The organism is Plantibacter flavus (assembly GCF_900177615.1).
GTDB lineage: Bacteria > Actinomycetota > Actinomycetes > Actinomycetales > Microbacteriaceae > Plantibacter > Plantibacter flavus.
In genome coordinates, this window is record NZ_FXAP01000004.1 from 209,062 (window position 1) to 225,328 (window position 16,267).

Here is a 16,267-nt window from a genome sequence, read left to right on the forward strand (position 1 = left end):
GGTGCTGAGCGGGCCTTTTTCAGGATTGTCGCTTAGCATCGATCCATGCCTCAACAACATCGCACGGCCACCGGTGTGCTCGGCGGCTTCCTCGGCTTCCTCGGCCTGAGTGTCGCCGCGGGCGTCCTCGTCACCGCCACGGTCACCCCGGCGCTCGCCGTAACGGGGATCGCGACCAACAGCACGATCAACGTGTTCGATGGTCTGCCCGACTACCTGGCCCTCGACGAGCTGGCGCAGAAGTCCAACATCTACGCGACCGACAGTGCCGGTACGCCGCAGCTGCTCGCGTCGTTCTACACGCAGAACCGCATCGAGGTCGGCTGGGACCAGATCAACCAGTTCGTGAAGGACGCGGCCGTCTCGGCCGAGGATCCGCGTTTCTACGAGCACGGCGGCGTCGACCTCACGGGTACGATCCGTGCGGCCGCGATCAGCCTGTCCGGCAACGACCTCCAGGGTGGTTCGTCGATCACGCAGCAGTACGTGAAGAACGTGCTCGTGCAGAAGGCCGAGGCGATCACCGACAAGGAGAAGATGGAGGCCGCGTACGACGAGGCCACCAAGACCACTCCGGAGCGCAAGCTCAAGGAGATGCGTATGGCGATCGGCCTCGAGAAGCGCTATGGCAAGCAGGACATCCTGCGGGGGTATCTGAACATCGCCGGCTTCGGTGGTCGTACCTACGGCATCGAAGCCGCAGCGAACTACTACTTCGCCACGAACGCGGCGAACCTCAACCTGGAGCAGGCAGCGACGCTGATGGCGATCGTGAACAACCCGGAGACGCTGCGCCTCGACCGCCCCGAGAGCGAGACCAACGGCGCGGCCAACGGCTACGCCCTCACGAAGGACCGCCGCGATTACGTCCTCAAGCAGATGATCAAGGAGGGCAAGATCACGCAGGAGCAGTTCGACGTGGCGATCGCCACCGTGATCACGCCCACGATCACGCCGGCGAGCACCGGCTGCCAGACGGCCGTGAACATCAGCCCCGGCTCCGGATTCTTCTGCGACTACGTCACCCGCGTGTTCCAGAACAACCCGATCTTCGGCGAGACCGAGGACGAGCGGTGGGCAGCGTTCAACCGCGGCGGCTACAGCGTGTTCACCACGCTCGACCTCGACCTCCAGTGGGCCGCACAGAGCGCGCTCGACGCGTACATCCCGCACGCGAGCGACCAGCTCGACATCGGCGCGGTCGCCGTCACGGTCCAGCCGAAGACCGGGCGGATCCTCGCGATGGCGCAGAACAAGGACTACACGAACGATCCGGAGATCGCGGCGACCGGAGCGAACTTCAGCGGCGTCAACTACAACACCGACTACGACTACGGCGGATCGAGCGGCTTCCAGCCCGGCTCCACGTACAAGACCTTCACCCTGGCAGAGTGGCTCAAAGAGGGCCACGGCCTGAACGAGGGCGTCGACGGACGCAAGCGATCGCCGTGGGGTACGTTCAAGGACTCCTGCGCCGACGGCGGCACGGTCTACGCCGGCTCCGATTGGAACCCCGGTAACGACGAGGGCGGCAACGGCGGCTACTACACGGCGCTGCAGTCCACGAAGGCCTCCATCAACACCGGCTTCATCGCCATGTCCAAGCAGCTCGACCTCTGCGGCATCCGCAAGACGGCCGAGTCGATGGGCGTGCACCGCGCCGACGGCGGGCCGCTCCTGCAGTCCCCTGCCACCGTGCTCGGCACGAACGAGGTGGCTCCGCTCAGCATGGCGACGGCCTTCGCGACCTTCGCATCCGGCGGCGTGACCTGCGACCCGATCGCGATCGACCGCGTGGTGAAGCCCGACGGCACGGAGATCCCCGTTCCGGCGGCGAACTGCCGCCAGGGCCTCGAGCCCAACGTCGCGGCGACCGCGAACGTCGCCCTCCAGGCGACCTTCAACGGCGGTACGACGAGCGCATCGCGCATCGGTGACGGCATCCCGCTCATCGGCAAGACCGGAACGACCGACAACAACGAGGCCACCTGGATGAGCGGTGCGAGCACCTCCGCGGCTACCGTCGTCGGGGTCTTCAACGCCACCGGCCACGTCAACCTCCGACGCACCTACTTCGATGCCGGGCAGGTCGCGGTCCTCCGTCACTCGATCTGGCCGCGCATCATGGAGGTCGCCAACGGCAAGTACGGCGGCACAGCGTTCGGCGACCCGGATCCATCCCTCATCAACGGCCAGTCCGTGCAGGTGCCGGACGTCGCCGGGAAGTCCATCGAGGAGGCACAGAAGATCCTCGAGGATGCCGGCTTCGGCTTCGCGAACGGCGGCGCCGCCGACTCCGCCCTCCCCGTGGGTCAGGCGGCCAGCACCAACCCTGCCGGCACCGTCCCGAAGGGCTCGATCATCACCGTCTACACGAGCAACGGCCTGGTCGGCGTCGTCCCCGATGTGAGTGCTGCCGCCAGCTTCGACGATGCGAAGGCGGCCATCCAGGGTGCCGGGTTCTCGAACGTGGGTCAGAAGTGCGTCGCGGACCCTGCGGCCACGGGCACGAAGGTGACCGGCGTGGATCCACCAGCCGGATCCCAGGCGAAGAAGGACGCGAAGATCACGGTGTCGATCACGAAGGACAAGTGTTGACGCTCTGACGCGATGACGAAGGGCCCGGTCGGATGTCGACCGGGCCCTTCGTCGTACCCTCGGACGCGCTCCGGGCGTCTTCGGAGGGGCCAGCGGGTACGCTCGTGGGACGGTCGGAACCACTCGGCGACCGAAGGAGGAGACGATCGATGGCGGCACCCATGAGCACCGGCGGCAGACTCGGAACGGCAGCGGCCGTCGTGGCAGGCCTCGGGGCCCTCACCTTCGGGTACGCGTCGGTGATCGAGCGCAACGCCTTCACGCTGCGCAGGGTGACCGCTCCGGTCCTCCCGCCCGACGCCGAGCCGATCACCGTCCTGCACCTCTCCGACCTCCACATGGCGCCCTGGCAGCGTCGCAAGCAGGCCTGGCTGCGGTCACTGGCCGATCTCCGGCCGGACGTCGTGATCAACACGGGCGACAACCTGGGGCATGAGCAGGGCATCGACGGGATCCGGGCTGCGCTCTCGGTGTTCGCGGGAGTTCCCGGGGCGTTCGTGCACGGCTCGAACGACTACTACGGCCCGACCGCGAAGAACCCGTTCAAGTACTTCACGCAGACCTCCTCGAAGCACGTCTCCCCGACGACGCTCGACACGGGTGCGCTCGAGCGGTTCTTCATGGACGAACTCGGCTGGATCGACCTCAACAACGCGGTCGGTGAGATCTCGGTCGGTGGAACACGCCTCGACCTGTTCGGCGTCGACGACCCGCACAAGCACTTCGACCGCCTGGACACGCTCACGGCACTCATCGACGAACGACTGGACGCCGAGACGTTGGAGACCGACGATCCGTCGCTGGCGCACACCGTGACGGTGGGCGTGATGCACGCTCCGTATCGGCGGGTGCTCGACGCGTTCGTGACGCAGGGTGCGCAGTTCATCTTCGCGGGGCACACCCACGGTGGTCAGGTCTGCGTGCCCGGCTACGGGGCACTCGTGACGAACTGCGACATCCCTCGCAAGCAGGTGAAGGGGCTCAGTGTCTGGCGCCATGCCCTCCGCTCGGCGTACCTGAACGTGTCGGCCGGTGTCGGGACGTCCATCTACGCGCCCGTGCGCTTCGCCTGCCGGCCGGAAGCATCGCTCGTGACGCTCCTCCCCCGTCGCACGGTGGTCTGACCGGGCCCGACTGCCCTTCGACAGGCTCAGGGACCGGGACCCCGGTGGGTGCCTGCCCTTCGACAGGCTCGGGGACCGGGACCCCGGTGGGTGCTGCCCTTCGACAGGCTCAGGGACCGGGACCCCGGTGGGTGCTGCCCTTCGACAGGCTCAGGGACCGGGACCCCCGGCCCGAGCACCCTCCCCCGGTCACTGAGCGCCCTCCGCCGGTCACTGAGCTTGTCGAAGTGCTGCCCTTCGACAGGCTCAGGGACCGGGATCGCCGGCCTGAGCGCCCTCCGCCGGTCACTGAGCTTGTCGAAGTGCTGCCCTTCGACAGGCTCAGGGACCGGGACCCCGGTGGGTGCTGCCCTTCGACAGGCTCAGGGACCGGGATCGCCGGTGGGTGCTGCCTTCAACAGGCTCAGGGACCGGGATCGCCGGTGGGTGCTGCCCTTCAACAGGCTCAGGGACCGGGATCGCCGGTGGGTGCTGCCCTTCGACAGGCTCAGGGACCGGGGGCCCCGGAGAAACAGAGAAGCCCGGCCAGACGATTTCTCGTCTGACCGGGCTTGTACTGTCGGGGTAGCGGGATTTGAACCCACGACCTCTTCGTCCCGAACGAAGCGCGCTACCAAACTGCGCCACACCCCGATGGCCCGAAGGCCTTGTCTAGGATAGCCGATTTTTCAGCGGCTGTTCGCCACTTCGTGGAATCGGTGGATCCCGGACCGGATCAGCCGGACGCCGCCATCGCCGCCCGGCCGATCCGTCTTCTCACGCCTGCTGGCGGCGACGCACGACCACGGTGCCGAGCGCGGCAGCACCGACGGCGAGGAGCCCGCCGGCGACCCACGGGAGGGCGGTTCCGGCGAATCCGGTGTCGGCGAGCGCGTTGCCCCCGGCAGACGGGTCGGAGGCCGATGCGGCGGCCGCAGCGGCGTCCGCCGGGTCCAGGACGGTGAAGTCGGACGAGTCGGTCACGGTGCCCTGGGTCGCGGTCAGCGTGTAGGTGCCTGCGGGGTCCGCAGCCGTGTCGATGGAGACCTGGATGTCGCCTGCCGCGTCGGCGACGGTCGACAGCGTGCGAGCGGAGACACCGGCCGCGGAGGAGTCGATGGTGATCGACACCGTCTGGTTCGCGACCCAGAAGTCCGAACACGAGTACGAGACCGCCGCGCCGCGCGCGACGCTCGCCGGCGTGATCGAGTTGCAGCTGCCAGGACCGTAGCTGTCGCCCTCTAGCGCGTTGGCTGCGGTGGGCAGCGCGACGACGGCGAGGAGGACGAGTGCGGCGGCGGAGAGAGTTCGTTTCATGTGCGGGCCCCTAGGTGTGCGGATGGCGCATGCGCTGCGTGATGCGACATGCGGACAGGGCCTGGAGCCGAGCGCTGTTCACTCGTGGCCTCCATGGCCGTCATCATGCTAGGGCAGCCGTCATCTCGCCAGGGCTGGAAAACCGCGGAATTCCGCGGATGTGACCACCTTTGGGGGTACGCCCTGTCCGTCTGACGCCAAGCCGGGCGAAGACGCCGCCAAGCCGAAGCCCAGGAGGGCGAGGGGCCCTTCCGTCAGGCCGTGGTCCGAGCGGAGGACCGCTCGGACCACGGACTCCGACCGACGGATCAGGCCGTCTTTCGGCGACGGATCGCCATCGCGCCGATGACGCCGGCACCGACGACGAGGAGTCCTCCACCGATCCACGGCAGGGCTCCACCGTCGAAGCCGGTCGAGGCGAACTCGCGCTCCGAGACCTGGAAGGAGGCGCTCTCGGTGGTCGCGCCCTGGGCTGCGGTCACCATGCAGGTGCCGGAGGCGGTCTTGCTGGTCTCGATCGTCACCGCGAACGCCCGGGCGGCGTCGGCGCTGAACGTGCCGGACGTCGGCACGGCGCTCTGCTCGGCGGCCTGCTCGGTCGCGCCGGCGGTGTTCGGCTTCGCAGCGGGAATGCTGCAGCCGGGTCCGGCGACGGTGACCGTCACCGGAGTGCCGGGGTCGAAGGTGCCGTCGCAGCGGAAGACGGTCGACTCCCCCTGGGTCACCGACACCGGTGTGAGGGTCGCACAGCCGGCAGGGCCGTAGGTGGACGAGTCGGTCGCTGCACTCGCGGCGGTCGGGGCCGCGAAGACTGCCAGGAGGCAGAGCGATGCTAGGGCAAGGGTGCGCTTCATGTTGATATCCCCAAGGAACGTCGAATACCCCCTGCGTCCGCCGATTTCGGGTGGGCGTCCGCGCGAGGTTCCCCAGGGTCACGAATTCGGGTGCGTGGCTTCCTGAGGTGTTGTCATGCTATGTCAGGAGCCGCACCGGGGGAAGGCTGAAATGGTCGTTTTGCCCGTGATTCCGGGGGTTGTGACCAGGTTTGGGGGTACGTCGGAGGCCTTCGGGGCGAGCACCGTGAAGACGAGTTCCGTTGTCGCCCCCGGAGTGAGGGTCACATCGGTCTGGGCGTAGAGACGACCGTTCGGGTCGGTCACGGCCTTGACCGGCAGGTCCTCGCCGTCGCTCGCTCCGAGCAGGGCTGCGCCCAGCGGACCGTGGATCACGACGCGCGTCGCGATGTCTCCCGCGGGGGTGCCGAAACGCCCGCCTGCGGTCACGTAGTCCGGCAGGGAGGTCGCGGCGTCCGCCGGCGCAGTGGACGTCAGGGTGACGGCGACGACGTATTCGGCGCCCTGTTTCGTGCACCGGGCGTCGCGGATGTCGACCTTCGTCTCCAGGTAGTAGTCCATCTTCGCGCGGGTCAGGTCCTCGAGGTAGACCCCGGTGTACACGGCCGCATCGTCGGTCGCCGGCGGGATCCCGGCGAGGCTCGTCTGGGCGATCAACGCCTGTTCGGCGGGGACCGCACTCCACACGTGGAGCCGGTTCTCCGCGCCGGACTCGGACAGGGCCTGGACGAGGGCGCCGGGGTCGGGCGAGCGGGAGATCATGCCTTCGAACACCGCACCCGAGACCGCGGCGAAGAACGCGTCCTGGACGAGCCGGTCGGGGAACCGGGCGTAGACGTCGCTCAGCAGCGTCTTCGCGGCGTTGTCGGCGGTGAGCTCGGTGCCGTCCGGGAGGGCGACGGGTCCGGTCGCCTCCAGCAGGTGGGCGAGGACGTAGGGGTCGACGGCGACAACGGTGTCGATGGGCACGCCGAACACCTGGGTCCCCATGGCTGCGGCGAGCTCGCCGGTGCGGCTGAAGTCGACCGTGAGGTTGGTGTCCTGGATGTACCGGCCGAGGTTGTCGGTGTAGACGTTCTGCTCGAACGGGGTGAGCGGCAGCACGGGGGCGGGGAAGCCGGAGAAGTCGTCGCTCCCCCGGGTGCCGGCGAAGGTGATGGCGCCGTTCTCCGCATGGATGAGGGCCACCGCCCCGGCGATGCCGCCGCTCGAGCGCAGCTCCGCGTTGTTCTGGATCATCACCATGATGTTCCGGGGCCCGGCCCCACCCGCCATGTCCGGCAGGAGCGCCGTGGCCCGCGCCGCGGTGTCGAGCATCGTGGAGGCACCGGTGATCGTCCGGGTGAGTTTTTCGACGGCGTCGGCGACCACCGGCAGCGCTCCGTCCGTGCCGATCGTGTCCACGCGCCCGGCGATGATGTCAGCCGCTGCAGCCGCCTCGGCCACTGTCGGCGCGACGGCGCGGAGCGGCTCCGTCGCGATCGATCCGTCCCCGGGGAGCAGGGACGACAGGTTGACCTGATCGGCGATCTCGACGACCTTCGGCACGACGTCGACCGCGACGTCGTCGGTCGCAGCGGCGGCCTGTCGCACCGCGGAGAAGTTCACGCCGATGAACGGGACCGCCTCGGCCGCCCGCCAGACGGGATCGCTCGTCAGGGACACCGCCTCGCCGGTGTGCGTCGTGAGTGCGCGCTGCGTGGCCTCGGTGCCGCTCGCGTCGCCCTTCAGCACGGCCGACTGGAGCGACTTCGCCTCCGACTGGGCGGCTTCGAGCGCGTTCTTCGCCAGGGACGCCCGGACGCCGAGCCAGGCTCCGAGCGCCAGGACGACGAGGAGGACCGCGAGTGCGACCCACCACAGACGCGAACGCCGACGGCCGGGCAGGCGGATGCCGGCGGTCGCCGGGCGTGGGTCAGCCAAGAGTGCTCCTTCTTCGGGTAGGCACAGCCTAACCGCCGGATGATGGCCTCCGAGGGTCGGTGCACGCCCCCTTTCAGGGGTGGACGGCGCACGCGACAACCGGGCTCACGGCCGCTCATGGCCTACGATTGCGGGGTGCCGTCAGCACGCTCGTCGACCGATTTGGAGCCGCTCCGCAGATGACCCGGACGCCGCGCATCGTGATCGGGATCCTGCTGCTGCTCTGCCTGTGCGTCATGCTCGGCATCGCATTCTGGCCGACGCCCGTCGACGCCGACGGCCGGACGACGCTGCTCGCGATCCTCGACCGGTTGCAGGCCGCGGGCGCCCCGGCCTGGTTCGACTACCGCTTCGTCGAATCGGCCGCGAACGTCGTGCTGTTCATCCCGCTCGGCGCCCTGCTCGCCCTGGAGCTGCCGCTGCGCCTCTGGTGGATCGCACCATTGACAACGACCCTGTTCTCGGTCGCGATCGAACTCGGACAGACCCTGCTCCCCGAGCGCGTCGCGACGATCGCCGACGTCTACGCCAATGCGACCGGAGGGCTGCTCGGCGCGACGATCGTGCTCGTCGTCCGGCTACTCGTCACCGGTCACGGACGACCGAGACCGACGTAACGCCACCCGGCGCCCCGCCAGGCGTCCACGTCGAGGCAGTTGCGTCCGTCCACGATCGTCTTGCCCGCGGTCAACTCGGCGACGGCCGAGGGGTCCAGGGCGCGGAACGCCTTCCACTCGGTCACGACGACGACGATGTCCGCGTCCGCCAGGGCCTGCTCGGCCGAGTCCGCGAACGTCAGTTGCGGGTGGAGTCGACGAGCGTTGGGGACCGCTTCCGGGTCGAAGGCGAGCACCACGGCGCCGAGGCCGTTGAGGCCGACGGCGACGTCGAGGGCCGGCGAATCGCGGACGTCGTCGCTGTCGGGCTTGAAGGCGAGCCCGAGCACCGCGACCCGCTTCTGGTAGGCGCTCCCGCCGAGCTCCTCGACGACGAGGTCGATGACGCGCTGGCGGCGACGCAGGTTGATCGCGTCGACCTCCTTGAGGAAGGCCACCGACTCCCCTCGACCGAGCTCCTCGGCGCGAGCGGTGAAGGCGCGGATGTCCTTCGGCAGGCAGCCGCCGCCGAACCCGACACCGGCGTTCAGGAAGCGGCGACCGATCCGGGCGTCGTAGCCGATCGCGTCGGCGAGCTCCGTGACGTCGGCGTCGGTGACCTCGGCGATCTCCGCCATCGCGTTGATGAAGGAGATCTTCGTGGCGAGGAACGCGTTCGCGGCGACCTTCACGAGCTCCGCGGTCGAGTACCCCGTGGCGACGAGCGGTGTGCCGGTCGAGTGTGCCTGGGCGTAGACCTCGTCGAAGGCGGCTCGCGCGACGGCGGCGTCCTCGGGCGTCGGCGGCAGCCCGTACACGAGTCGGTCGGGCGCGATGGTGTCCTGCACGGCGAAGCCCTCCCGCAGGAACTCGGGGTTCCAAGCGAGCACAGCGCCGGTCGGGGCGACGAGTTCCGCGAGCCGTGCCGCGGTGCCGACGGGTACGGTCGACTTGCCGACGACGACGTCGCCTGCCGACAGGTGCGGCAGGAGTGCCGTCACCGCCGCGTCCACGTAGCGCAGGTCGGCCGCGTTGGAGCCGGCCTTCTGCGGCGTGCCGACCGCGACGAAGTGCATGGTCGCCCCGGCCGCATCGGCCATGTCGGTGCTGAACCGCAGGCGGCCCGACTCGACGCCGGCCAGCAACAGCTCCGGCAGGCCGGGCTCGAAGATCGGTGAGCGTCCAGCGGAGAGTGCCTCGATCTTGGCCGGGTCGACGTCGATACCGACGACCTCGTGCCCGATCGATGCCATGGCGGCCGCGTGCACGGCCCCGAGGTAGCCGCAGCCGATGACGGAGAGCTTCATGCGTGTGATCCTTCACTGGTGGGACGTACGGTGGGCGTGCTGGACAGGCGTCCGCCGGACTCCTGCAGGTAGCAGACGCCGCAGAGCGATTCATAGGTGACGGTGGTGCCGTCGATGGCGACCTGGTCGCCGTCGAACACGAAGGTGTCGCCGAACCGGCGGCCATTGAAGATCGCCTTTCGACCACAGCGACAGATCGTCTTGAGCTCCTCGAGGCTGTGGGCCACCTCGAGGAGGCGGCGGCTCCCGGGGAACGCGACGGTCTGGAAATCGGTCCGGATGCCGTAGGCGAGGACCGGGATGCCCTCGAGCAGCGCGATGCGCAGCAGGTCGTCGACCTGTTCCCCGTGGAGGAACTGAGCTTCGTCGACGAGCAGGCAGCTGACGTCCTCGCCGGTCTCCTGCACGACCCGGCGACGGTGCTCAGCGAAGACCCGGACGGCGTCGTCGTCAGGACCGAGCAGGAAGTCGGCGTCGCGGGTCACGCCGAGGCGACTGACGATGGCGGCGTCGCCCTTCGTGTCGAGCGAGGGCTTGGCGAGGAGGACGCGGTGGCCGCGCTCCTCGTAGTTGAACGCCGCCTGGAGCAAAGCGGTGCTCTTGCCGGAGTTCATCGCCCCGTATCGGAAGTACAGTTTCGCCACCAGGCAAGCTTAGGGTTCCCGAGCTACACCTGTGGCATCCGACGACAGACCGGGCGAAGGCCCGTGCGGCGGCTACAGCGAGATGTCGAGGGCTTCGGCGGTGCTCTCGAGGACCTTCGCTGCCGTTGCGGGGACGTCGTTCAGCGTCGAGCCGTAGGTCGGGATCATCTCGCGGAGCCTCGGCTCCCACGCGGTCATCCGGTCGGGGAAGCACTTGCGCAGGACGTCGAGCATGATCGGCACGGCCGTCGACGCGCCGGGGGAAGCACCCAGCAGTCCCGCGATCGTGCCGTCCGCACCCGTGATGACCTCGGTACCGAACTGCAGGACGCCGCCCTTGTCCTTGTCCTTCTTCATGACCTGGGCGCGCTGCCCGGCCTCGATGAGGTACCAGTCCTCGTCCTTCGCCGTCGGCAGGAATTCGCGGAGGCTGTCCATCTTCTGCTTGCGGGACTGCAGGAGCTGCCCGACGAGGTACGTGATGAGACTCGGGTTGTCCTTCGCGACCGCCAGCATCGGGAGGAGGTTGTGCGGGCGCACCTGGGTGACGAGGTCGAGCATCGATCCGCGCTTGAGGAACTTCGGGCTGAACGTCGCGTACGGGCCGAAGAGGAGGCTCGCCTGGCCGTCGACGACGCGGGTGTCGAGGTGCGGGACGGACATCGGCGGGGCCCCCACCGAGGCCTGGCTGTAGACCTTGGCCTGGTGCTTCGAGACCACCGCGGGGTTGTCGGTGCGGAGGAACTGCCCGCCGATGGGGAAGACGCCGTAGCCCTTGATCTCGGGGATGCCGGACTTCTGCAACAGCTTGAGCGCCCATCCGCCGGCGCCGACGAAGACGAAGCGGGCGTTGATCTCCATCGGTGAACGACCGAGGGTCTGGCGGCCACGAATGCGCCACGTGCCGTCCTTCAATCGCTTGAGCGACCGGACCTCGTGGTTGGTGCGGACGTGCGTGTTCGGCGCTGCACCGAAGAGCTTGTGCGTGAGTGAACCGAAGTCGACGTCGGTGCCCGCGGTGATCCGGGTGGCCGCGATGCGCTCACCGACGGCGCGACGGTTGATGAGGAGCGGAGCCCACTCGGCGATGACGGCCGGGTCCTCCGAGAACTCGATGCCGGCGAAGAGCGGCTGATCCTTGAGCGCCTCGTAGCGCTTCCGGAGGTATTCGACGTCCTTGTCGCCGCGCACGAACGTCATGTGCGGGGTCGGGTTGATGAAGGTGTCGGGTGCCCCGAGCAGGCCCTCCTCGACGAGGTGCGACCAGAACTGACGGCTGAGCTGGAACTGCTCGTTGATGCCGATGGCCTTCGCCGGGTCGACCTGGCCGTGGGCGTCCTGCGGCATGTAGTTGAGCTCGCACAGCGCGGCATGGCCCGTCCCGGCGTTGTTCCAGGGGTTGGAGCTCTCGAGCGCGACGTCGCTCAGGCGCTCGTACACCTCGACCTTCCAGTCAGGCTGCACCTGGTGGATGAGGGCGGCGAGCGTGGCGCTCATGATGCCACCACCAATGAGGGCTACGTCGATGGTTTCGGTCACCAGAGCAGTCTAGTCGCGGCGAGGCCCGAGCTCTCCACCCGCGTGCTGTCGCTGATCGCGTGCGACGAGATCGCTCGATGTCGAGACACTTCGGCCCGACTGGGTGGACGTGGGCTCAGCGTCCGGGGAGTGCGGGGGTGAGGGCGTCGAGCTCCTCGAGCATGCGCTGCGCGAGGTGTGCATACCCGGCGTCGCTCGGGTGGAGGCCGTCGGCGGAGATCCACGTCGCCGGGTCCTCGTCCAGCCAGTGCGACGCACCGGAGATGTAGTCGGCCCCGATGGTGTCGGCGGCGTCGTGCACCCATCCGATGATCTGTTCGACGGAGGCAGGTCGCTCGGCGGTGTACCACCAGGGCTCCACCACGATGATTCGGGTGCCGGGCAGACCGTCGCGCAACCGCTGGAACTCCGGCAGGATCGCCTCCTGGATCGCCTGCTCGTTGCCGGTCCACTCGAAGTTGTCGTTGATGCCGAGCGCGACGATGAGGACCTCGGGGTGCTGCGCGATGACGTCGGCCGTGACGTCACCGACCTTGTCGCGCTTGCGGACGAAGCCGAGACCCGGGTAGCCGGCGTTGTACTCCGTCCAGCCCTCGGCCTGCGCGACGAGCGACGACCAGCGGGCGGCGGGCGACGACGCTGCCGAGCCCTTCGTGTACGAGTCGCCGTAGAACGCGACGAGTGGTCCGACGGCGACCTCGGAGCCGGAGGTGTCGGCGCGGGCGACCGTCGTCTGCTGGACGTCGGCACGCAGACCACTCACGGTGATCACCGCGGTGACGGCGATGGCCGCCGCGATGAACGCGGCCAACCACCGTCGGCGCAGGCGTGGTCGCTGGCGGGCCATGTCGTCGTCCCCGATCGGGTGGAGGGAGGGCCGGTCAGACCGCGGCAGGCTGTGCGAGCAGCTCGGCGGCGACGATCTCGGCGATCTGCACCGCGTTGAGGGCGGCACCCTTGCGGAGGTTGTCGTTCGAGATGAACAGCGCGAGGCCCTTGCCGGCCGGCGCGCTCTGGTCCGGACGGATGCGCCCCACGAACGACGGGTCTGCACCGGCGGCCTCGAGCGGCGTCGGCACGTCCGAGAGCTGGACGCCCGGAGCGTCGCGGAGCAGCTCGATCGCCCGTTCCGGCGACAGCTCGCGCGAGAACTCGGCGTTGATGGAGAGCGAGTGGCCCGTGAACACGGGCACGCGCACGCAGGTGCCCGACACGAGCAGCTCGGGGAGCTCGAGGATCTTCCGGCTCTCGTTGCGGAGCTTCTTCTCCTCGTCGGTCTCGCCCAGTCCGTCGTCGACGATCGAACCGGCGAGCGGGATGACGTCGAAGGCGATCGGGGCGACGTACTTCTCGGGGGCCGGGAAGTCGATCGCCGAACCGTCGTGGACGAGTCGGGTGAGGTCGCCCTGAGCGACCGCGGCCTCGATCTGGCCGGCGAGTTCAGCCGCACCGGCGAGCCCGGAACCGGAGACGGCCTGGTAGGTGTTGACGATGAGGCGCGTGAGCCCGGCCTCGGCGTCGAGGACCTTGAGGACCGGCATGGCCGCCATGGTCGTGCAGTTGGGGTTCGCGACGATGCCCTTCACCGCGTCCTTGATGGCGTGCGGGTTCACTTCGCTGACGACGAGCGGGACCTCGGGGTCCATCCGCCACGCGCTCGAGTTGTCGATGACGAGCGCACCGGCAGCGGCGAACCGCGGAGCCTGCGTGCGGGAGCCGGTCGCCCCGGCCGAGAAGAGGGCGATGTCGATGCCGCTCGGGTCGGCCGTCTCGACGTCCTCGACGACGATGTCCTGGCCACGGAACGGGAGCGTCGTGCCCGCCGAGCGCGCCGTCGCGAAGAAGCGGATCTCGCTGATCGGGAACTCGCGTTCCTCCAGCAGGCGGCGCATGACCTTGCCGACCTGACCGGTCGCTCCGACGACACCGACACGTACACCGTTGCTCATGGGGATTCCTCTGGTTTCAGGGGGTTGTTGTGAACCATCTTGCATCAGGATCGGCGGGATCCCGCCCGTCGGTCCTTGGTCGGCTTGGTTCCGGAGCCTGTGGACGAGGCGGCTCAGCGGCCGGTGCCGCCGTGGACGACCGCTTCGTCCTCGCCGTCGAGACCGAACGCGGAGTGGACCACGTTGGCGGCCTTGTTGAGGGTGTCGGCGCGCGTCACGACCGAGATGCGGATCTCGCTGGTGGAGATCATCTCGATGTTGATGCCCGCTGCACTGAGCGCCTCGAAGAGTTTCGCCGAGACGCCGGTGTTCGTGCGCATGCCGGCACCGACGAGGGCGAGCTTGCCGATCTGGTCGTCGTGCTGGATGGCCGAGAAGCCCACCCGCTCCTGCTCGGCTGCGAGCGCGCGGAGGACCTGCTGCGCCTCGGGCTTCGGCAGGGTGAACGAGATGTCGGTGACGCCGGAGACGGCGGTCGACACGTTCTGGACGATCATGTCGACGTTGCCGCCCGACTTCGCGACGATCGTGAAGATCTCCGCCGCCTTGCCCGGCAGGTCGGGGACACCGACGACGGTGATCTTGGCTTCGCTGAGGTCGGTCGCGACTCCGGCGACGATGGGCTGCTCCATGGGTGCCTCACCTGCTCCTGGGTTGTTGCGGCTCGCGTCGTTGAGGACGAGCGTGCCTTCGTTGTTGTTGAAGGACGACCGGACGTGGAGCGTCACGCCGTGGCGGCGTGCGTACTCGACGGCGCGGATGTAGAGGACCTTGGCGCCCGAGGCCGCGAGCTCCAGCATCTCCTCGCTGGAGATGCGGTCGATCTTCCGGGCCTTCGGGACGACGCGGGGGTCGGAGGTGAAGATGCCGTCGACGTCGGTGTAGATCTCGCAGACGTCGGCGTCGAGGGCCGCGGCGAGCGCGACGGCCGTGGTGTCGGAGCCGCCACGACCGAGCGTGGTGATGTCGCGGGTGTCGCGGTTGAAGCCCTGGAAGCCGGCGACGATGACGATGGCGCCGTCGTCGAGGGCCTCGCGCAGGCGCACGGGGGTGACGTCGACGATGCGCGCGGCGCCGTGCTGGGCGTCGGTGATCATGCCGGCCTGGCTGCCGGTGAAGGAGCGTGCGACGTACCCCATGCTGCTGATCGCCATCGCGAGGAGCGCCATCGAGATGCGCTCGCCGCTGGACAGCAGCATGTCGAGCTCGCGGGGAGCCGGGATGGGCGTCACCTCGTGGGCGAGGTCGAGCAGTTCGTCGGTCGTGTCGCCCATCGCCGAGACGGCGACGACGACCTCGTTGCCCGCTTTGCGGGTCTCCACGATGCGCTTCGCCACGCGCTTGATGCTCTCGGCGTCCGCGACGGAGGACCCGCCGAACTTCTGCACGATCAATGCCATCGGATCTCCTGGGGAAGTCGGTGCGGGCACGAGCGGCCCAGCGATCATCCTACCCATCCGGGCATTCCGCGCCGTTCATGTGACGAAGGGCACCCTCACCCGCTCCGGGGCAGGAAATCCGCCCCGCAGCAGGACGCTTCGGCCCGTCCGGTCCTGCTGTCGGGCCGATCTCCTGCGGTGGGGAGACGGGTGGGCCTCGGTAGGGTTGGCCTATGCAGCAGGAAGACGCGCGGGTGCTCGCGACGGTGCGACGCCTCTGGCAGGGACTCGCCTCGCCGACCGCACGGTTCTCCGCCGGCCGCGTCGCCGTCGTCGTGAACGCCGGCTCCATGGCGTGCCCGCCCGGATGGATCGGCGTCGTCGAGATCGACGGCAGCGCCCTCGCGATCGTGCCCGACGACGACACCGCCAGGCGACTCGCCATCGAGGACGAGTCACCGAGGAGCGTCGGGACGGTCGAGTTCCTCCGCTCGCGCGTGCAGGTGGCCGATGTCCTCGGGCCGGCGACGCTCGACTACCTGCTACCCGGGCGGTTCCGACCGGCCGAGGAGATCGACGTGGTGGCGAGCAAGGCGAGCGACCCCGCCATCGAGTCGTTGCTGTCGAAGGTCGGCGACGACGAGGCCTCGGAGAGCGGGATCTTCGGCATCACCTCGCCGCTGTTCTCGGTGCGCGAGCACGGTCGGGTCCTCGCCGTCGCCGGCTACCGGTCGTGGCCGTTGGGCGTCGCGCACGTGACGGCGTTGACCGCCCCCGAGGCTCGCGGGACCGGTCTCGCGACCCGACTCGCGTCGACCGCGGTCGAGCACGCCCTCGCGGCTGGGCTCCTCCCCCAGTGGCGTGCCGCCGACACGAACCCCGGCTCTCGCGCCGTCGCCCGCAAGCTCGGCTTCTCCGCGATCGGACGACAACTGTCGGCCCGCCCGGTGGTCGCCGAGTGGCCGGCGCCCTCCGCCGACGCCTGAGGCGCGCCCGGCTGCCCCGACTCAGGATTCCGGCGGCACGGCGGAACCCACCAGCCCCGACACACCGGCCGA

Annotated in this window: 13 protein-coding genes and 1 tRNA gene; 4 read left to right on the forward strand and 10 right to left on the reverse strand. The window is 69.2% G+C overall.

Translation table 11 applies throughout. The features are described from left to right. Nucleotides 1-45 precede the first annotated feature (45 nt). Nucleotides 46-2,598, forward strand: coding sequence for a transglycosylase domain-containing protein (locus B9Y95_RS13575; RefSeq protein ID WP_123539738.1), 2,553 nt, complete (start codon nucleotides 46-48; stop codon nucleotides 2,596-2,598). Between the two features lie 149 nt (nucleotides 2,599-2,747). Then, on the forward strand, nucleotides 2,748-3,722 hold the full coding sequence (locus tag B9Y95_RS13580; protein ID WP_231884382.1) for a metallophosphoesterase: 975 nt from the start codon (nucleotides 2,748-2,750) through the stop codon (nucleotides 3,720-3,722). 559 nt (nucleotides 3,723-4,281) lie between these two features. On the opposite strand, the gene B9Y95_RS13585 is transcribed toward B9Y95_RS13580, so the two are convergent. From B9Y95_RS13585 to B9Y95_RS13600, 4 genes are all read right to left on the reverse strand, one after another. Beyond that, nucleotides 4,282-4,355: transfer RNA gene (locus B9Y95_RS13585), tRNA-Pro, on the reverse strand. 123 nt (nucleotides 4,356-4,478) lie between these two features. Then, entirely contained in the window at nucleotides 4,479-5,018 is a 540-nt protein-coding gene (locus B9Y95_RS13590; RefSeq protein WP_143736480.1) for a hypothetical protein, read from the reverse strand. Between the two features lie 308 nt (nucleotides 5,019-5,326). Next, a complete protein-coding gene (locus B9Y95_RS13595; RefSeq protein WP_085512445.1) occupies nucleotides 5,327-5,872 on the reverse strand; it encodes a hypothetical protein in 546 nt (181 codons plus the stop codon). 123 nt (nucleotides 5,873-5,995) lie between these two features. Further along, nucleotides 5,996-7,795 carry a DUF4012 domain-containing protein gene (locus B9Y95_RS13600; protein ID WP_085512446.1) on the reverse strand — a complete coding sequence of 600 codons (1,800 nt, stop codon included), beginning with the start codon at nucleotides 7,793-7,795 and terminating at the stop codon, nucleotides 5,996-5,998. 179 nt (nucleotides 7,796-7,974) lie between these two features. Between B9Y95_RS13600 and B9Y95_RS13605 the strand changes: the two genes are divergently transcribed. Next, on the forward strand, nucleotides 7,975-8,412 hold the full coding sequence (locus B9Y95_RS13605) for a VanZ family protein (protein WP_085512448.1): 438 nt from the start codon (nucleotides 7,975-7,977) through the stop codon (nucleotides 8,410-8,412). Here the strand turns inward: B9Y95_RS13605 and B9Y95_RS13610 are convergent. From B9Y95_RS13610 to B9Y95_RS13635, 6 genes are all read right to left on the reverse strand, one after another. Beyond that, a complete protein-coding gene (locus tag B9Y95_RS13610; protein ID WP_085512450.1) occupies nucleotides 8,388-9,698 on the reverse strand; it encodes a UDP-glucose dehydrogenase family protein in 1,311 nt (436 codons plus the stop codon). The genes B9Y95_RS13605 and B9Y95_RS13610 overlap by 25 nt on opposite strands. Then, nucleotides 9,695-10,342, reverse strand: a complete 648-nt coding sequence (locus B9Y95_RS13615; protein ID WP_085512452.1) for a thymidine kinase — start codon at nucleotides 10,340-10,342, stop codon at nucleotides 9,695-9,697. The genes B9Y95_RS13610 and B9Y95_RS13615 overlap by 4 nt, the downstream gene beginning before the upstream one ends. Before the next feature lie 72 nt (nucleotides 10,343-10,414). Beyond that, the gene (locus B9Y95_RS13620) at nucleotides 10,415-11,881 is read right to left on the reverse strand and encodes a malate:quinone oxidoreductase (RefSeq protein ID WP_085512454.1); all 1,467 of its coding nucleotides are present in this window, start codon (nucleotides 11,879-11,881) and stop codon (nucleotides 10,415-10,417) included. A 115-nt stretch (nucleotides 11,882-11,996) separates the two neighbouring features. Further along, a complete protein-coding gene (locus B9Y95_RS13625; RefSeq protein WP_085512456.1) occupies nucleotides 11,997-12,728 on the reverse strand; it encodes an SGNH/GDSL hydrolase family protein in 732 nt (243 codons plus the stop codon). Between the two features lie 34 nt (nucleotides 12,729-12,762). After that, a complete protein-coding gene (locus B9Y95_RS13630; protein ID WP_085512458.1) occupies nucleotides 12,763-13,830 on the reverse strand; it encodes an aspartate-semialdehyde dehydrogenase in 1,068 nt (355 codons plus the stop codon). Between the two features lie 113 nt (nucleotides 13,831-13,943). Then, nucleotides 13,944-15,230, reverse strand: coding sequence for an aspartate kinase (locus tag B9Y95_RS13635; RefSeq protein ID WP_079706865.1), 1,287 nt, complete (start codon nucleotides 15,228-15,230; stop codon nucleotides 13,944-13,946). A gap of 212 nt (nucleotides 15,231-15,442) precedes the next feature. Here B9Y95_RS13635 and B9Y95_RS13640 point away from each other — a divergent pair, with 212 nt between their 5' ends. Further along, the gene (locus B9Y95_RS13640; protein WP_085512460.1) at nucleotides 15,443-16,195 is read left to right on the forward strand and encodes a GNAT family N-acetyltransferase; all 753 of its coding nucleotides are present in this window, start codon (nucleotides 15,443-15,445) and stop codon (nucleotides 16,193-16,195) included. The last annotated feature ends 72 nt before the right edge of the window (nucleotides 16,196-16,267 follow it).